Source organism: Streptomyces sp. NPDC046977, from assembly GCF_040644455.1.
In the GTDB taxonomy this organism is placed as follows: Bacteria; Actinomycetota; Actinomycetes; order Streptomycetales; family Streptomycetaceae; genus Actinacidiphila.
Window position 1 is genome coordinate 78,803 of record NZ_JBEYWO010000030.1, and the last position, 16,929, is coordinate 95,731.

12 protein-coding genes are annotated in these 16,929 nt (G+C 71.9%); 8 read left to right on the top strand and 4 right to left on the bottom strand.

All coding sequences use genetic code 11. From position 1 onward, the window contains the following. Positions 1–5: 5 nt before the first annotated feature. A complete protein-coding gene (locus ABZ883_RS34230) occupies positions 6–2,411 on the bottom strand; it encodes a DEAD/DEAH box helicase (protein ID WP_360913228.1) in 2,406 nt (801 codons plus the stop codon). Positions 2,412–2,546: 135 nt separating this feature from the next. On the opposite strand from ABZ883_RS34230, the gene bldG reads away from it, so the two are divergent. From bldG to ABZ883_RS34255, 5 genes are all read left to right on the top strand, one after another. After that, a complete protein-coding gene (gene bldG / locus ABZ883_RS34235; RefSeq protein WP_018562186.1) occupies positions 2,547–2,888 on the top strand; it encodes an anti-sigma factor antagonist BldG in 342 nt (113 codons plus the stop codon). Positions 2,889–2,972: 84 nt separating this feature from the next. Then, the gene (locus tag ABZ883_RS34240; protein ID WP_360913231.1) at positions 2,973–3,485 is read left to right on the top strand and encodes an ATP-binding protein; all 513 of its coding nucleotides are present in this window, start codon (positions 2,973–2,975) and stop codon (positions 3,483–3,485) included. 395 nt (positions 3,486–3,880) lie between these two features. Further along, positions 3,881–6,301: a sodium-translocating pyrophosphatase gene (locus tag ABZ883_RS34245; RefSeq protein WP_360913233.1), complete on the top strand. Its 2,421-nt coding sequence runs from the start codon at positions 3,881–3,883 to the stop codon at positions 6,299–6,301. Between the two features lie 185 nt (positions 6,302–6,486). Then, complete coding sequence (locus ABZ883_RS34250) at positions 6,487–7,053, top strand: small secreted protein (RefSeq protein WP_360913235.1); 567 nt, start codon at positions 6,487–6,489, stop codon at positions 7,051–7,053. A 45-nt stretch (positions 7,054–7,098) separates the two neighbouring features. After that, on the top strand, positions 7,099–8,625 hold the full coding sequence (locus tag ABZ883_RS34255) for a class I SAM-dependent methyltransferase (protein ID WP_360913237.1): 1,527 nt from the start codon (positions 7,099–7,101) through the stop codon (positions 8,623–8,625). A 63-nt stretch (positions 8,626–8,688) separates the two neighbouring features. Here the strand turns inward: ABZ883_RS34255 and ABZ883_RS34260 are convergent, their stop codons facing one another. The 3 genes from ABZ883_RS34260 to ABZ883_RS34270 all read right to left on the bottom strand — a co-directional run bounded on the left by ABZ883_RS34260 (position 8,689) and on the right by ABZ883_RS34270 (position 9,949). Beyond that, positions 8,689–8,952 (bottom strand): TM2 domain-containing protein, encoded by a 264-nt coding sequence (locus ABZ883_RS34260; protein WP_360913239.1) that lies wholly within the window; start codon positions 8,950–8,952, stop codon positions 8,689–8,691. A 152-nt stretch (positions 8,953–9,104) separates the two neighbouring features. Then, positions 9,105–9,515, bottom strand: coding sequence for a DUF2752 domain-containing protein (locus tag ABZ883_RS34265; RefSeq protein ID WP_360913241.1), 411 nt, complete (start codon positions 9,513–9,515; stop codon positions 9,105–9,107). Positions 9,516–9,523: 8 nt separating this feature from the next. Then, a complete protein-coding gene (locus ABZ883_RS34270; protein ID WP_360913243.1) occupies positions 9,524–9,949 on the bottom strand; it encodes a TM2 domain-containing protein in 426 nt (141 codons plus the stop codon). Between the two features lie 256 nt (positions 9,950–10,205). Here ABZ883_RS34270 and ABZ883_RS34275 point away from each other — a divergent pair, with 256 nt between their 5' ends. From ABZ883_RS34275 to tmk, 3 genes are all read left to right on the top strand, one after another. After that, positions 10,206–10,406 (top strand): hypothetical protein, encoded by a 201-nt coding sequence (locus ABZ883_RS34275; RefSeq protein WP_360913245.1) that lies wholly within the window; start codon positions 10,206–10,208, stop codon positions 10,404–10,406. 161 nt (positions 10,407–10,567) lie between these two features. After that, complete coding sequence (topA, locus tag ABZ883_RS34280) at positions 10,568–13,426, top strand: type I DNA topoisomerase (RefSeq protein ID WP_360913247.1); 2,859 nt, start codon at positions 10,568–10,570, stop codon at positions 13,424–13,426. Positions 13,427–13,538: 112 nt separating this feature from the next. Further along, positions 13,539–16,580, top strand: a complete 3,042-nt coding sequence (gene tmk / locus ABZ883_RS34285; protein WP_360913249.1) for a dTMP kinase — start codon at positions 13,539–13,541, stop codon at positions 16,578–16,580. The last annotated feature ends 349 nt before the right edge of the window (positions 16,581–16,929 follow it).

Sequence of the window (16,929 nt, forward strand, 5' to 3'; positions counted from 1 at the left end):
GGGCCTCAGGACTCCGCGGGCGTCCCACCGCCGTCGTCGGCGCCCCCGCCGGGCTCGTCACCGGTGGCGGCCAGGAGCACGTCCAGGACGCGCACGGCGGCCGCCTTGTCCAGGGGATCGTTGCCGTTGCCGCACTTGGGGGACTGCACGCACGAGGGGCAGCCGAACTCGCACTCGCAGGACGCGATCGCCTCACGGGTCGCGGTCAGCCAGGTCCTCGCGGTCCGGAAGGCGCGTTCGGCGAAGCCCGCGCCGCCTGGATGGCCGTCGTACACGAAGACGGTCGGCAGTCCGGTGTCCGGGTGCAGCGGCACGGAGACACCGCCGATGTCCCAGCGGTCGCAGGTGGCGAAGAGCGGCAGCAGACCGATGGAGGCGTGCTCGGCGGCGTGGAGGGCGCCGGGCAGCTCCTCGGGGTGGACGGCGGCCGCGTCCAGCTGATCGTCGGTGAGCGTCCACCACACGGCGCGGGTGCGCAGCGTACGGGGCGGGAGGTCGAGCTTGCTCTCGCCCAGGACCTCGCCGGTGATCAGCCGGCGGCGGAGGAAGGAGACGACCTGATGGGTGACCTCGACGGAGCCGAAGTGGAGGCGGGCCTCGCCCCACTCCTCCACCAGGTCCTCGTCGAGCACGGCGATCGAGGTGGTGTCGCGGGCCATCGTCGAATACGGCGGATCGGCCTCCTGGACCAGCGCGACCGACTCCTCCAGGTCCAGTTCGCGGACCAGGTAGGTGCGGCCCTGGTGCAGGTGCACAGCGCCCTGGTGGACCGTGGTGTGCGCGGCGCCCGCGTCGACCGTGCCCAGCAGGCGGCCCGTGCCGTCCTCGACGACCTGGACGGGCTTGCCGCCCTCGCCCCGGATGTCCGTGAGGTCGGCGGCCCGCTCCCGGCGCGTCCAGTACCAGCCGCCGGCCCGGCGGCGCAGCAGCCCGCGGCGCTCCAGCTGGGGCAGCAGGACGCCCGCCTCGGGGCCGAAGAGCTCCAGGTCGGCGTCGGTCAGCGGGAGCTCCGCCGCGGCCGCGCACAGATGCGGGGCCAGGACGTACGGGTTGTCCGGGTCCAGCACGGTCGACTCCACCGGACGGCGGAACAGGGCGTCCGGATGGTGGACCAGATAGGTGTCCAGGGGGTCGTCACGGGCGATCAGCACGGCCAGCGCCCCCTGCCCGGCGCGCCCCGCCCGGCCCGCCTGCTGCCACAGGGACGCCCGCGTACCCGGGTACCCGGCCAGGAGCACGGCGTCGAGCCCGGAGACGTCCACACCCAGCTCCAGGGCCGTTGTGGACGCCAGTCCGAGCAGCCGCCCGGAGTGCAGTTCGCGCTCCAGGGCGCGCCGCTCGTGCGGCAGGTAGCCGCCGCGGTAGGCCGCGACACGCCGGGGCAGCGTGCGGTCGATCTCGGCGAGCCGTTCCTTGGCGATCACGGAGATCAGCTCGGCGGCGCGCCGGGAGCGGACGAAGGCCACCGTGCGCGTGCCGTCCAGGACGAGGTCGGTCAGCAGGTCGGCGGCCTCGGCGGTCGCCGTGCGCCGCACCGGCGCGCCGTGCTCGCCGCTCAGCTCGGTGAGCGGCGGCTCCCACAGCGCGAAGGCCAGCTCGCCGCGCGGGGACGCGTCCTCGGTGACCTCGGCCACCGGGACGCCGGTCAGGCGGGTGGCCGTCGCGCCGGGGTCGGCGGCGGTCGCCGACGCCAGGAGGAAGACCGGATCCGCCCCGTACCGGGCGCAGACACGCCGGAGCCGGCGTATGACCTGGGCGACGTGCGAACCGAAGACACCGCGGTAGGTGTGGCACTCGTCGACCACCACGTAGCGCAGCTGCTTGAGGAAGGAGGCCCAGCGCGAATGGCCCGGGAGGATCCCCAGATGGAGCATGTCGGGGTTGGTCAGCACATAGGTCGCGTACTGGCGGACCCACTCGCGCTCCTCGAACGGCGTGTCGCCGTCGTAGACGGCCGCCCGGACGGCCTTGCCCAGCGGGGCCGCGAGATCGGCCACGGCGCGCCGCTGATCGGCCGCCAGCGCCTTCGTGGGGGCCAGGTAGAGCGCGGTGGCCCCGCGGCCGTTCGGGGCCTCGGAGCCGTCCATGAGGGCGCTCAGGACCGGCACGAGGTACGCCAAGGATTTCCCGGAGGCCGTCCCGGTGGAGACCACGGCCGACGTGCCCGCGAGCGCGTGCGCGGCGACCTGGGCCTGGTGCTCCCAGGGCCGGTCGATGCCGGCCAGCCGGACGGCGTCGATCACCTCCCCGCGGATCTGATCAGGCCAATCGGCATGGCGACCCACCCGCGGGGGCAAGTGCTCCGTATGGGTGATGCGCGCGGCCCTGCCCGCCCCCGACGCCAGCCGCTCCAGGAGAGCGCTGGGGGAGGTGCGGCCGTGCGCCGACTGCGGAAGATGATCCTGAGCCATCGGCACTCAGTGTGTCACTGGCATGACGGACAATCGCCGTAAGGCGTCGTGCATGCCCGCTGGTAAGTGATTGAATGCCATCGCGGCTGCCGATCCATGGGGGGCGACCGCTCGATGCAAGGTGCTGGAGGATCCGTGGACCTGTCCCTGTCGACTCGAACCGTCGGCGACCGTACGGTCGTCGAGGTCGGCGGCGAGATTGATGTGTACACCGCACCCAAGCTGCGTGAGCAGCTGGTTGAACTCGTGAACGACGGCAGCTACCACCTGGTCGTGGACATGGAAGGCGTGGACTTCCTGGACTCGACCGGGCTCGGTGTGCTCGTCGGCGGGCTCAAGCGGGTTCGCGCGCATGAAGGCTCGCTGCGCCTGGTGTGCAACCAGGAGCGCATTCTCAAGATTTTCCGTATCACCGGCCTGACCAAGGTGTTTCCCATTCACACCTCGGTCGACGAGGCCGTCGCGGCGACCGATTGACGGTCGACGCCGGACCGCGGGGCACCGGGCGACGCCGACGCCCGGGCCCCAGTGTTGCTTGCCCACAGGCACGAGGGGGAGGCCATGCCCACCGTTGAACTGCTCTTCAGCGCACTGCCGGAGCACGTCCGCACCGCACGACTGGTGGCGGCTGCGGTAGCCCGCAGGGCAGGGGTGGACGAGGCCGTCCTCGACGAGGTCCGGCTCGCCGTCGGTGAGGCGTGCAGCCGGGCCGTCGGCCTGCACCGCAGCAGCGGTGAGGACCGGCCCGTGCACGTGCGGCTGACCGAGGAGGAGAAGAAGTTCACCATCGAGGTCGGTGACAGCGGCCCCGGTCCCTCGGAATCGCCGAGTCCCCCGGTCACCGGTTCGGACGCCTCCGGCGCCTCCGTTCCCGCGGCGCGCACCGACGGGCCCGCCGAGCACCCGGTGCCGCATCCGGACGGCGTGGATTCCTCCGAGACCTCCGAGGCCGAGGACGAGAGCCAGATGGGTCTCGCGGTCATCAGCGGTCTCGTCGACGACGTCGAGGTCGTCTCCGGCGAGTACGGCGACGTCATTCGGATGAGCTGGCCGCTCAATCCGGTCACGCTCTAGCGTTCCCGCCGCGGGCCGCCCTGTCACGGGCCCCGCGGCATTCCGGCGCCGCCGCACGTATGTTTCGAACGGGCGTTCCGTGTCGCATCCGGAAACGCCCCGCGACGGCTGCCCGAACGCCTCCGCCGCAGGTCAGTGCGGCGGTCTCGCCGCCGTCCCGGTTCACTCTTCCTGTTGATCCACTTACCCGCGGACTGTTCACCTTTTCCGGTGATATCTGCGGGTGAGGGGCTTTGCTATTCCCTGGTGGCGGCGAAATTCGGTTCCTGCGCCCTGTTTTGATCTAGTTGCGCTCCCTACAATCCGTCCATCTTTGCTCAGCTCACAAGCCTGAGTGTCGCGGCTGCGAAGTCGCCGAAGCCGCGCGCCCATGTGCCAAACGTCAAGGAGGACGAATGGCGGGGCCACTTACCCCTCACCTGCAGGACATCGCTCAACCACTGGCCGCATCGCCCGTACTGACCGACGGAAACCGCAATCTGGTGATCGTCATCGCGGTGGTCGCCCTGGCCGCACTGGGCCTCGCCGTGGTGCTGGTACGTCAAGTGCTCAGTGCCGACGAGGGCACCGACAGCATGAAGAAGATCGCCGCTGCCGTGCAGGAGGGGGCCAACGCCTATCTCGCACGGCAGTTCCGCACCCTGGGCGTCTTCGCGGTCGCCGCGTTCTTCCTGCTGATGCTGCTGCCCGCGGACAACCTGTCGCAGCGCATCGGCCGCAGTGTGTTCTTCCTGGTGGGCGCCGTGTTCTCGGCGATCACCGGCTACATCGGCATGTGGCTCGCGGTGCGCAGCAACGTCCGTGTGGCGGCTGCCGCCCGGGCCGCCACCCCGTCGGAGGGTGAGCCCGCGGCGGATCTCACGTCCGTCTCGCACCGCGCCATGAAGATCGCCTTCCGTACCGGTGGCGTGGTCGGCATGTTCACGGTGGGCCTCGGCCTGCTGGGTGCCTCCGCCGTCGTCCTGATCTACAAGGCCGACGCGCCCAAGGTGCTGGAGGGCTTCGGCTTCGGCGCCGCGCTGCTCGCGATGTTCATGCGTGTCGGCGGCGGCATCTTCACCAAGGCCGCCGACGTCGGCGCCGACCTGGTCGGCAAGGTGGAGCAGGGCATCCCCGAGGACGACCCGCGCAACGCCGCGACCATCGCGGACAACGTGGGCGACAACGTCGGCGACTGCGCCGGCATGGCCGCCGACCTGTTCGAGTCGTACGCCGTCACCCTGGTGGCCGCGCTGATCCTCGGCAAGGTCGCCTTCGGCGACTCGGGCCTGGCCTTCCCGCTGCTGATCCCGGCGATCGGTGTGCTCACCGCCATGATCGGCATCTTCGCGGTGGCCCCCCGGCGCAATGACCGCAGCGGCATGACCGCGATCAACCGCGGTTTCTTCGTGTCCGCCGTCATCTCGCTGGTGATGGTGGCCGTGGCGGCGTTCGCTTACCTGCCCTCGACGTACGCGGACCTGAAGAACGTGCCCGGCGACATCGCCTCGCACTCCGGTGACCCGCGCGTCCTCGCGCTGGTCGCGGTCGCCATCGGCATCGTGCTGGCCGCCCTCATCCAGCAGCTGACCGGCTACTTCACCGAGACCAGCCGGCGGCCCGTGCGCGACATCGTCAAGACCTCGCTCACCGGGCCGGCCACCGTCATCCTGTCCGGCATCTCGATCGGCCTGGAGTCGGCGGTCTACTCGGCCGTGCTCATCGGCCTGTCGGTCTACGGCGCCTTCCTGCTGGGCGGCGCCTCGGTCTGGCTGGCGCTCTTCGCGGTCGCGCTGGCCGGTACCGGCCTGCTGACCACCGTCGGCGTGATCGTGGCGATGGACACCTTCGGCCCGGTCTCGGACAACGCGCAGGGCATCGCCGAGATGTCCGGGGACGTCCACGGCGAGGGCGCGCAGGTCCTCACCGACCTCGACGCCGTGGGCAACACCACCAAGGCCATCACCAAGGGCATCGCGATCGCGACCGCCGTCCTCGCGGCGACCGCGCTCTTCGGTTCCTTCAAGGAGGCCGTGGACACCGCCGTCCGGGACGCCAATGTCTCCGCGGGTGATCTGCGCTGGCTGGACCTGGACATCTCCCAGCCGAACAACCTGGTCGGGCTGCTGCTCGGCGCGGCCGTCGTCTTCCTCTTCTCCGGACTGGCCATCAACGCCGTGTCCCGGTCGGCCGGTTCGGTCGTCTTCGAGGTGCGCCGGCAGTTCCGCGAGCGGCCCGGGATCATGGACTACACCGAGCAGCCCGAGTACGGGCGCGTGGTCGACATCTGCACCAAGGACGCGCTGCGCGAGCTGGCCACGCCGGGTCTGCTCGCGGTGCTCGCCCCGATCGCGGTCGGCTTCTGCTTCGGTGTGGGCTCGCTCGGCTCGTACCTGGCGGGAGCCATCGCCGCGGGCACCTTGATGGCGGTGTTCCTCGCCAACTCCGGCGGCGCCTGGGACAACGCCAAGAAGATGGTCGAGGACGGCCACTACGGCGGCAAGGGCAGTGAGGCCCACGCCGCCACCGTCATCGGCGACACCGTCGGCGACCCGTTCAAGGACACCGCGGGTCCCGCGATCAACCCGCTGCTGAAGGTCATGAACCTGGTGGCGCTGCTGATCGCCCCGGCCGTCGTCAAGTTCTCCTACGGCGACGACGCCAGCGTGGGCGTGCGCATCGGCGTCGCGGTGGTCTCGCTGGCGGTCATCGTCGGCGCCGTCTACATGTCCAAGCGCCGCGGCATCGCGGTGGGGGACGACGACGTCGACGACAAAGGCGGGGACTCCGGGTCCGCCAAGCGATCAGCCGACCCGTCCGCGACGGCGGCCGTCTGACACGCAGTGAGCTGAATCCGGTACGAACCGTGCGGGCGCGGCGGGCGTCATCCACAAGGATGGCGCCCGCCGCCCGCATTCGCGTCAGATCCCTCACCCTCTTTCTGGTTCATATGGGTTATTGATCGACATATCGTGCGGAGCGGATATGGCCCGTGGGCACGGGCCGTGTAGGTTCCCGGGCCGTGAAGAAGAAACTCGCGGCCGCACTGCCCGCTACGGCTCTGATCCTGGCGACGGGGACGCTGGCGGGATGCGGTGACAACGGCAACGAAAAGCTCGACACCTGGGCGAAGACGGTCTGCACCCAGGCCGCCGCCCAGGTGAAGCGGATCAACGACGCCAACACGAAGATCAGCAACACTCCGAGCAACGGCAAGCCGGCCGAGGTCAGGCAGGCCGACTCCAGCGCGTTCCAGCAGATCTCGGATGCCTACCGGCAGCTCGCGCAGATCGTGAACAAGGCCGGGGACCCGCCCGTCGACAACGGCGCCCAGCTCAAGAAGGACGCGGTCAGCGACCTCGACTCGCTGTCCACCTCGTACGCGGACCTGCGCCGGCAGATGGACAAGATCCCGGTCAACGACCAGGCGAAGTTCGCCGACGGCCTCAAGGGCGTCTCCGACAACCTCGCCAAGGTCAGCAAGAGCGGTGAGCAGGCACTCGACACGCTCCGCAAGGGCGAGGTCGGCCAGGCCATGGCAAAGCAGCCCGGCTGCCAGGAGTCCGGTTCGGCCCCGGCGAGTTCCTGAGCGCGCGAGGGCGGGCCGGCGACCCGCCGGGGTGACAATGGCTGCGTGAGTACGCAGCCGCCCCCGCCGCCCCTGCCCGCCCCCGACAGCGCCCGTCTCCTCAGGGACGCCCTGCGCGCCGCCGCCTTCACGGCCGACGGCTGCCTGGACCTGCTCGGCGCGACGGCCTACGCGGCCCTGTCGCGGGCCGAGACCGTGCCCGCCCTGCGCGCCACGCGCGGCGGCAGCCCGCTGGAGAGCCTGGTGCGGCTCTTCCTGCTCCAGCAGCCCGTCCCGTACGGCCGGCTGCGCGACGTGCTCCCGGTCGACGCCGCCGTCGCCGGCGGCTGGCTGGTGCGGGACGGCGACGAGGTGCGGGCCACGGTCGACGTGCGCCCGTACGGGGGTGACGACGGCGAGGACTGGTGGATCGTCTCCGACCTCGGCTGCGCCGTGGGCGGTTCGCGGGGCGTGCGCGGCATCGGCACCTCACCCGGCGTGGACCGGGCGGACCTGGTGCTCGGGGTGGGCGGTGCCTCCACCACGCTGGCCGGGATCACCGTGCGCAGGCCCGTGGTGAACGCGCTCGACCTGGGCACGGGTTCCGGCATCCAGGCGCTGCACGCCTCCCGCCACGCCACCCGGGTCACCGCGACGGATCTCAACCCGCGCGCCCTGCACTTCACCCGGCTCACTCTCGCGCTGTCCGGTGCCCCGGAGCCCGATGTGCGGCAGGGCAGCCTCTTCGAGCCGGTCGGCGACGAGCGCTTCGACCTGATCGTGTCCAACCCGCCGTTCGTCATCTCGCCCGGCGGCCGCTTCACCTACCGCGACGGCGGCATGGCCGGTGACGACCTGTGCCGCACGCTCGTCCAGCAGGCCGGCGACCATCTGACCGAGGGCGGCCACCTCCAACTGCTCGCCAACTGGGAGCACACCGAGGGCGAGGACTGGCGGGACCGCGTCGCCTCCTGGGTGCCGCGCGGCTGCGACGCGTGGATCGTGCAGCGTGAGGTGCAGGACCCCGCCCAGTACGCCGAGTTGTGGCTGCGCGACGGCGGCGACCACCTGGCGGGCGCGGAGGAGTACGCGGCCCGCTACGACGCCTGGCTCGACGCTTTCGAGCAGCGCAAGACGAAGGGTGTCGGCTTCGGCTGGATCACGGTGCGCAAGTCCGGCTCGGACCGGCCCGTGGTGGTCGCGGAGGAGTGGCCGCATCCGGTGGAGCAGCCGCTCGGCCCGCACGTCGACGCATGGTTCGGCCGTCAGGACTTCCTGCGGGACCACGACGACGCGGCCCTGCTGGACGCCCGCTTCCGGCTGGCGGACGAGGTGGTGCAGGAGCAGGTCGGGATGCCGGGCGCCGAGGACCCCGAGCACGTCGTGCTGCGTTCGCAGCGCGGCATGCGCCGCGCGACCCGGGTCGACACGGTGGGCGCGGGCTTCGCGGGCGTCTGCGACGGCACGCTGTCGGCCGGCCGGATCCTGGACGCCATCGCCCAGTTGCTCGGCGAGGACCCGGTGGTGCTGCGGGACCGTACGCCGGAGGCGATCCGGCTGCTGGTGGAGCAGGGCTTCATCGAGCCGGTGTGATCTGTGCGAACGGCCCGCGTCCGCAGCGGAGATGCGGACGCGGGCCGTACGGCGGCGGGGTGATCAGCCGCGCAGGACGCGGCCCTTGGCGTCGGTGCGGTCGTTGCTGGTGAAGAAGAGGATCGCGTCGATCAGTGCCCAGATGCCGCAGCCGCCGAGGGTGACGAGCTGGCCGATGGCCATGCCGGTGTGGCCGGTGTAGAAGCGGCCGATGCCCAGACCGCCCAGGAAAAGCTGCAGCAGACCGGCGGTCACCTTGGACTTGTCGGACAGCGGGCGGCCGGCCTGGTCGAAGCCGAACGGGGCGTCAGGGGTGGGCGTAGCCATGGGACGTGCTCCTTGCGCATGGGGACGTACTGGCAGGAGCGCACGCATCATCGGATCCGGCCCCCCGCCGCTGATGACCCACATCCAAGCATCGAATTCGCACAACTGCCCCACTGGTCAACAGACGTCACGAAAACGTGATCACCGCGTTGTCATACCGCGTTACGCACGACGCCCCAGGCCAGCGCGACGGCGAGCACCGCGATCTGGCCGCGGGGATGGAGCCTGGGGTGGTACGAGCGCCCTCGCAGGCCCTCGACCACCCACCGGACCCAGAGATAGAGGCCGACCGGGCTCGCGATCAGGAGCAGGCGGTTGTCGTGGAAGGCCGCCGTGAGGTCGCCGTGCATCAGGTCGTAGACCATGCGCGTCGCCCCGCAGGCCGGACAGAGCAGCCCCGTCGCCCAGTTGAGGGGGCATCGGGGCAGCCAGTGGCCGTGTTGGTGGGGGTCGGTGCCCCACAGGTACGCGGCGCCGGCGATGCCGGCGGCCAGCGACGCCAGCGGGGCCGCGGCCGGTCGTCCGGCCACGGCCCTGAGGCGGTGCAACGTCATGGAGGTCATCGTCGTCCTCAGCTGCGCAGCAGGCGGCCCTGCGAGTCGGTGCGGTCGTTGCTGGTCAGGTAGAGGATGCCGTCGATCAGCGCCCAGATGCCGAACCCGCCGCAGGTGAGGAGCTGGGCTATGCCGATGCCGACGTCGCCCACGTAGAAGCGGCCGACTCCGAGGCCGCCGAGCAGCAACTGCAGCACACCCGCGACGACCTTGGACTTGTCCGACAGCGGGCGGCCGTACGGGTCGTACCCGTAGGGCGCGTTGGGGTCGCCGGTGTAACCGCCCTGCTGGGGGTAGCCGTAGCCGGGCTGCTGGTAGCCGCCCTGCTGCGGGTACCCGTACCCGGGCTGCTGGCCGTAAGGGCCGGGGGCGGCCGGCGGCTGCTGCGGATAGCCGTAACCGTCCTGCTTGGGCTGGCCGTACGGGTTGTTCGGGTCGGACATCTTCGGGCTCCCCCTACGAGAAGACGGTCTGTGTTTCCGCCATCTTGTCAGCCACGTCAAGAACGTCAGGGCGGGGTGTGCGGGGCGCGGGGGAGCGTGCGGGGCGCGCGGAGCGGCGGACGGGAGCGAAAGGATCCGGCCAGTTCGCCCGGGCGTGAGTTCACCGTGGATTGGCCCGGTGGACCCCGGGGCGTGCGATTCTCCGTGCCGGGGCGGGTGTCCGCCCGTGGGGCGGACACAGGGGATGCGGGAAGTCATGGACATGGAAACCGTGCCGGGAGCCTTCGCCGGAACGGTGTTCGCGCTCTTCGGCGGGGCCCTGCTGCTCTGGACGGTCACCCGCGCCGTGCGCGGCGAGCCGGTGACCCCGGGAGCCGGGACGCTGGGCACTGCCGTGGCCGGTTTTTTCGCGATCATTTCGCTCTTCGTCGGGGTCTGGCTGTTCCTGGCCCTCTGAGCTGGGCAAAACGGGCATGGCTGGCAGTCCGTGCGGCAGACAGGACGCTTGTCGGGTTACCGTTCGAGTGGCGTTGCGGACTTTTCCCGTTTGACACGGGACCGGGATGTACGGTCACACTCCGCAGCGAGACCACCTTCGACCCGGAGAGAAGAGCGAAGTTGTCCCCGACCCGCGACACCGCAGAGGGCGGCGGCCGCCGACTCGTCATCGTCGAGTCGCCGGCCAAGGCGAAGACGATCAAGGGCTACCTCGGCCCTGGCTATGTCGTCGAGGCCAGCGTCGGGCACATCCGCGACCTCCCGAACGGGGCCGCCGAAGTGCCGGCGGAGTACAAGGGCCAGCCGTGGGCGCGGCTCGGCGTGAACGTCGACAGCGAGTTCCAGCCGATCTACGTTGTCAACGCCGACAAGAAGGCCCAGGTCAGGAAGCTCAAGGACCTGCTGAAGGAGTCCGACGAACTCCTGCTCGCCACCGATGAGGACCGCGAGGGCGAGGCCATCGCGTGGCACTTGCAGGAAGTCCTCAAGCCCAAGGTCCCGGTCCGCCGGATGGTCTTCCACGAGATCACCAAGGACGCCATCCAGGAAGCCGTCCGCAACCCGCGCGAGCTGAACCAGACCCTTGTCGACGCCCAGGAGACCCGCCGCATCCTCGACCGCCTCTACGGCTACGAGGTCTCGCCGGTCCTGTGGAAGAAGGTCATGCCGCGTCTGTCGGCCGGCCGTGTGCAGTCCGTGGCCACCCGGCTCGTCGTCCAGCGCGAGCGCGAGCGCATCGCCTTCCGCTCCGCCGAGTACTGGGACCTGTCGGCCACCTTCGCCACCGGCCGGACCGGTGACGCCACCGATCCCGGCACCTTCGGTGCCAAGCTCAGCGCCGTCGACGGCAAGCGCGTCGCCCAGGGCCGCGACTTCGGGTCGACCGGGCAGCTCCGCGAGGGCGCCGGCGTCCTCCACATGGACGAGGCCGCCGCCCGCGCGCTCGCCGCCGCCCTGGAGGGCGCCGCCTTCTCGGTCCGCTCGGTCGAGTCCAAGCCGTACCGCCGCTCGCCGTACGCGCCCTTCCGCACCACGACCCTGCAGCAAGAGGCCAGCCGCAAGCTCGGCTTCGGCGCCAAGGCCACCATGCAGGTCGCCCAGAAGCTGTACGAGAACGGCTTCATCACCTACATGCGTACGGACTCCACCACGCTGTCGGAGACCGCGATCAGCGCCGCCCGCGCCCAGGTCACCCAGCTGTACGGCGCGGACTACCTGCCGGACAAGCCGCGCGTCTACGCGGGCAAGGTCAAGAACGCCCAGGAGGCGCACGAGGCGATCCGCCCCTCGGGTGATCGTTTCCGCACCCCGGCCGAGACCGGCCTGACCGGTGACCAGTACCGCCTGTACGAGCTCATCTGGATGCGCACCGTCGCCTCCCAGATGAAGGACGCGGTCGGCCAGTCCGTGACCGTCAAGGTCGGAGGCCGTTCCTCCGACGGCCGCGACGCCGAGTTCTCCGCGTCCGGCAAGATCATCACCTTCCACGGCTTCATGAAGGCCTACGTCGAGGGTGCCGACGACCCGAACGCCGAGCTCGACAGCAGCGAGCGCCGGCTGCCCGCCGTCACCCAGGGCGACGCCCTCACCGCGCGGAACATCACCGCCGACGGCCACGCGACCAAGCCTCCGGCCCGCTACACCGAGGCCTCGCTGGTCAAGGAGCTGGAAGAGCGCGAGATCGGCCGTCCGTCGACCTACGCCTCGATCATCGGCACCATCCTCGACCGCGGCTATGTGTTCAAGAAGGGCACCGCCCTGGTGCCGTCCTTCCTCTCCTTCGCCGTCGTCGGCCTGCTGGAGAAGCACTTCGGCCGGCTGGTCGACTACGACTTCACCGCCCGCATGGAGGACGACCTCGACCGCATCGCCCGTGGCGAGGCGCAGGCCGTGCCGTGGCTGCGCCGCTTCTACTTCGGCGAGGGCGCTGCTCCCGATTTCGGCGCTGCCGTCGGCGGCGCCGCCGACGCCGGCAACGGGGACGGCGACCACCTCGGCGGCCTGAAGGAACTCGTCGAGGACCTCGGCGCCATCGACGCCCGCGAGGTCTCCTCCTTCCCCGTCGGCAACGGCATCGTGCTGCGCGTCGGCCGCTACGGCCCGTACGTGGAGAAGGCCGGCGAGGTCGAGGGCGAGACCGGGCAGCGCGCCGACGTCCCCGACGACATGCCGCCGGACGAGCTGACCGTCGAGCTCGCCGAGGAACTGCTGGCCAAGCCCAGCGGCGACTTCGAGCTGGGCGCCGACCCGGAGACCGGCCGCCAGATCGTCGCCAAGGACGGCCGCTACGGCCCGTACGTCACCGAGATCCTTCCCGAGGGCACCCCGAAGACCGGCAAGAACGCGGTCAAGCCGCGCACCGCCTCCCTCTTCAAGTCGATGTCCCTCGACACGGTGACGCTCCAGGACGCGCTGAAGCTGATGTCGCTGCCGCGCGTCGTGGGCGCCGACCCCGAGGGCGTGGAGATCACCGCGCAGAACGGCCGCTACGGCCCGTATCTGAAGAAGGGCACCGACTCGCGCTCCCTGGAGACCGAGGACCAGCTCTTCACGATCACCCTCGACCAGGCCCTCGCGATCTACGCCCAGCCCAAGGCGCGCGGCCGCGCCGCCGCCAAGCCGCCGCTGAAGGAACTGGGCACCGACCCGGTCAGCGAGCGCCCCGTCGTCGTCAAGGACGGCCGCTTCGGCCCGTACGTCACCGACGGCGAGACCAACGCCACGCTGCGCCGTGACGACGACGTCGAGACGATCACGCCCGAGCGCGGCTACGAGCTGCTCGCCGAGAAGCGGGCCAAGGGCCCCGCCAAGAAGACGGCGAAGAAGGCGCCCGCGAAGAAGACCACCGCGGCCAAGACGACGGCGGCGAAGAAGACGACGGCCGCGACGGCCGCCAAGAAGACCGCGGCCAAGAAGACGGTGGCCAAGAAGACCGCCGCCAAGAAGACGACGGCCGCGGCGAAGAAGACCGCGGAATAGCCCCCGGAGAACCGGCGGCGGCGGAATCCGGCCCGCCGCCGGTTGTCACGGCCTTTCAACGGTCGTGACGGGCGCCCGTCACGCGTGCGGCCGCTGCCGATAGGCTGGCCAGATGACGCGATCCGAGCTGCCGACGGACACGTTCGCCGACGACCTCGCCGCCGACTCGCGGGAACGCGCGGTCGGGGCGCTGCTGAAGATCCCGCCGCTGCGCAGGCTGTGGGGTGCCCAGCTGACCGGTGCCGTCGCCGACCGCCTCGCCCTGCTGGTGCTGGTGGTGCTGACGGTGCAGGCCGCCGTCACCGCCCAGACCTTCGGCGACGGCTACCGCGGTGCGGCCTTCGCCGTCGCCGCGGTCTTCGGCGCCCGGCTGCTCGCCACGCTGCTGTTCGGCGCGGCCCTGCTGGGCCCGCTGGGTGCCCTCACCGGGCCGCAGGGGCCGCTCGACCGGCGCTGGACCATGATCGGATCGGACGTCCTGCGGGTCGCCCTCCTCATCGTGGCCCCGCTGTGGATCACCTGGGTGCCCGACGACGCCGGCGTCTGGCTGCTCGTCACTGTGTTCGTCACCGGTGTCGCCGAACGCCTGTGGACGATCGCCAAGGACGGCGCCGCGCCCGCGCTGCTGCCCGCCCCGGCGCCGGGCGCAGGAACGGTACGGCCGCTGCCCGACCACCTCGACGCGCTGCGCCGGCTCGACCTGCGGACCGGGTTCGTCGCCTTCCCGCTGGCCGCCGCGGCCGTCGTCGTCATCACCCTGATCGGCAACCTGATCGCGGTCGGCGTCGACTGGTTCTCCCTCCACCAGGTCGCTCTCGGCTCGTACGTCGCCGCCGGACTGTTCGCTGCATCCGTCGCCGTCCTGTACTTCCTCCAGCTGCCCGGCGGCCAGGCCGCCCCGCTCCACTCCCCGCTGCAGGGGCTGCGACTGGCGGACCGCGGACGCACCGGATCCATCCCGGTGCTCGTCCTCGGCACCGCCACCGTCGCCGGTGCCGTCGCGGCCTCCGTCGGCCTCGCCGTCCTGCACGCCTCCGACCTCGGCGGCGGCCCGGTCGGCTACGGCCTGCTGGTGCTCGCGCTCACCGCGGGCCCGGTGATCGGCATCCGCCTCGCCCCGCGCATCCTGCCGGGCCTGTCCCGGCGCCGCCTGCTGGCGATCTCCGTCGCCGTCACCGGCCTCGCGCTGCTGCTCGCCGGCATCGTCCCGGACGCCACGACCGTGCTGCTGCTGGCCCTGCTCGCCGGCGTCGCGGCCGGCGTCGTCGCCAACACCGGCCACACCCTCATCGACCAGGAGAGCGAGGAGTCCCGGCGGGGCCGGGCCACCGACCACCTCCACGCCGTCACCCGGCTCCTCATGGCCCTCGGTGTCGTCGCCGCGCCCCTGCTCGCCGCCGGCATCGGCCCGCACCGCGTCGAGAACGGCCACTTCACCTTCGACCACGGCGGCGCCGCGTACACGCTGATGCTCGTCGGCGCGCTGCTGCTGCCCGTCGCGGCCCTTGTCCTCGGCAAGGCCGACGACCGCCAGGGCGTGCCCCTGCGCCGCGACCTCCGCGAGGCACTGCGCGGCGGCGACCCGGCCCAGGCGCCCGCGCCCACCGGCTTCTTCATCGCCGTCGAGGGCGGCGACGGAGCCGGCAAGTCCACCCAGGTCGAGGCGCTCGCCGACTGGATCCGCGCCAAGGGCCACGAGGTCGTCGTCACCCGCGAGCCGGGCGCCACGGCCGTCGGCAAGCGCCTGCGGTCCATCCTGCTGGACGTCTCCAGCGCGGGCCTCTCGCACCGCGCCGAGGCCCTGCTCTACGCCGCCGACCGGGCCGAGCACGTCGACACCGTCGTACGCCCCGCCCTGGAGCGCGGCGCCGTCGTCCTCTCCGACCGCTACATCGACTCCTCCGTCGCCTACCAGGGCGCCGGACGCGACCTGGCCCCGACCGAGATCGCCCGTATCTCCCGCTGGGCCACCGACGGCCTCGTCCCGCACCTCACCGTGCTGCTCGACGTCTCCCCGGAGACCGCCCGCGAGCGCTTCACCGAGGCCCCCGACCGGCTGGAGTCAGAACCCGCCGAGTTCCACGCGCGGGTCCGCGCCGGATTCCTCACCCTCGCCGCCGCCGACCCGGCCCGCTACCTCGTGATCGACGCCGCACAGGAGCCCGAGGCCGTCACCACGGTGATCCGCCACCGGCTCGACGAGATCCTCCCCCTGTCGGAGAAGGAGATCGAGGCCCGCGAGCAGGCCCGCCGCGCCGCCGAGGAGGAAGCCCGCCGCCTCGCCGAGGAGGAGGCCGCCCGCAAGGCCGAGGAAGAGCGGCTCGAACGCGAACGCCAGGCCCAGCTGGAGAAGCTCCGCCAGGAAGAGGAGGAGCGCCGCCGCCTCGACGAGGAGGCCGCCCGCCGCGCCGCCGAGGAGGCCGCCGCGGAAGAGGCGCGCCGCCGTGCGGAGGAGGCACGCCGCCTCGCCGAGGAGGAGCGGGTCCGCCGCGAGGCCGAGGAGCGCATCCGCCGCGAGGAACAGGAACGCCTGCGCCGCCAGGCCGACGAGGAGGCACGCCTGCGTGCCGAGGCGGAGGAACGCCGCATCGAGCGCCAGCGCAAGGCCGAGGAGGCGCTGCTGCGGGCGGAGGAGGCGCGGCTCGCCGCCGAGGACACGACGGTGACGGTCGAGACCCCGACGCCGCGGCCGGCTGCGCCGGCGGTACCGGATGCGCCTGCTGCGCCTGCCGGGCCTGTTGCGCCTGCCGCGCGGGCGGCCGATGACGAGACGGCCGTTCTGCCGGCGGTACCGGCTGCGCCGGACGTCGCGGACACCGCGGTGCTGCGGCCCGTTCCTGCCGACCCGGACGTCGCGGAGACCGCCGTGCTGCGGCCCGTCCGCGCGGACGACGAGACGGCGGTCATCCCGCCCGTCCGGCCGGACGAGCGCGTGCCCTCCGACTTCTTCCGTCCGGAGGAGGACGGGAACGAGCGGACGCGCGAGCTGCCTGCGGTGCCCGAGGCGGGGGCGGAGGCGAAGGCGGAGGTGAAGCCGAGGCGGCCGAGGCCTTCGTGGGCGGAGGAGACGCCGCTGGACGATTTGCCGACGTTGGCGGATGAGTTGCTGGGGCCTCGGGAGGACGACGATCCCGATCCGCGCCGCCGTCCCTGACGCTTCGCGTCCGGGCCGGGTTTTTTCCCCGCCCTCCCGCCCGTGTGCCCGGCGCGGTAAGTGACCGCCTGCGCTGCGTGCGTTGTGGGGGTCGGCGCCGCTCCGGAGTCCGTCCTCGGGGCTCGCGGTTTGCCCCTACATCGTTCGGCATCGACCATGCGGTCTCCGCTCGTCCCCTGCGGGCGGACCCCGGCGCACCCCCTCCCGGGGTCGTTGGGGCGACTTACGGCCGGTGGGGTGTCTGTGGGCGGTGACGGCTGCGCACTTGGACGGCGCTGCGCTTACGGGTGCCCGAGCACGGTTCCGTCCATACCCACCCACCGGGGATCAGGCGCGAGAGCTCACGGAG

Bases quoted from the DNA above. Each gene is read 5' to 3' on its own strand.
- ABZ883_RS34245 (WP_360913233.1), top strand. From the start codon at position 3,881: ATGGCGGGGCCACTTACCCCTCACCTGCAGGACATCGCTCAACCACTG.
- tmk (WP_360913249.1), top strand. From the start codon at position 13,539: ATGACGCGATCCGAGCTGCCGACGGACACGTTCGCCGACGACCTCGCC.
- ABZ883_RS34275 (WP_360913245.1), top strand. From the start codon at position 10,206: ATGGACATGGAAACCGTGCCGGGAGCCTTCGCCGGAACGGTGTTCGCG.
- ABZ883_RS34240 (WP_360913231.1), top strand. From the start codon at position 2,973: ATGCCCACCGTTGAACTGCTCTTCAGCGCACTGCCGGAGCACGTCCGC.
- ABZ883_RS34270 (WP_360913243.1), bottom strand. From the start codon at position 9,949: ATGTCCGACCCGAACAACCCGTACGGCCAGCCCAAGCAGGACGGTTAC.
- ABZ883_RS34230 (WP_360913228.1), bottom strand. From the start codon at position 2,411: ATGGCTCAGGATCATCTTCCGCAGTCGGCGCACGGCCGCACCTCCCCC.
- ABZ883_RS34260 (WP_360913239.1), bottom strand. From the start codon at position 8,952: ATGGCTACGCCCACCCCTGACGCCCCGTTCGGCTTCGACCAGGCCGGC.
- ABZ883_RS34265 (WP_360913241.1), bottom strand. From the start codon at position 9,515: ATGACCTCCATGACGTTGCACCGCCTCAGGGCCGTGGCCGGACGACCG.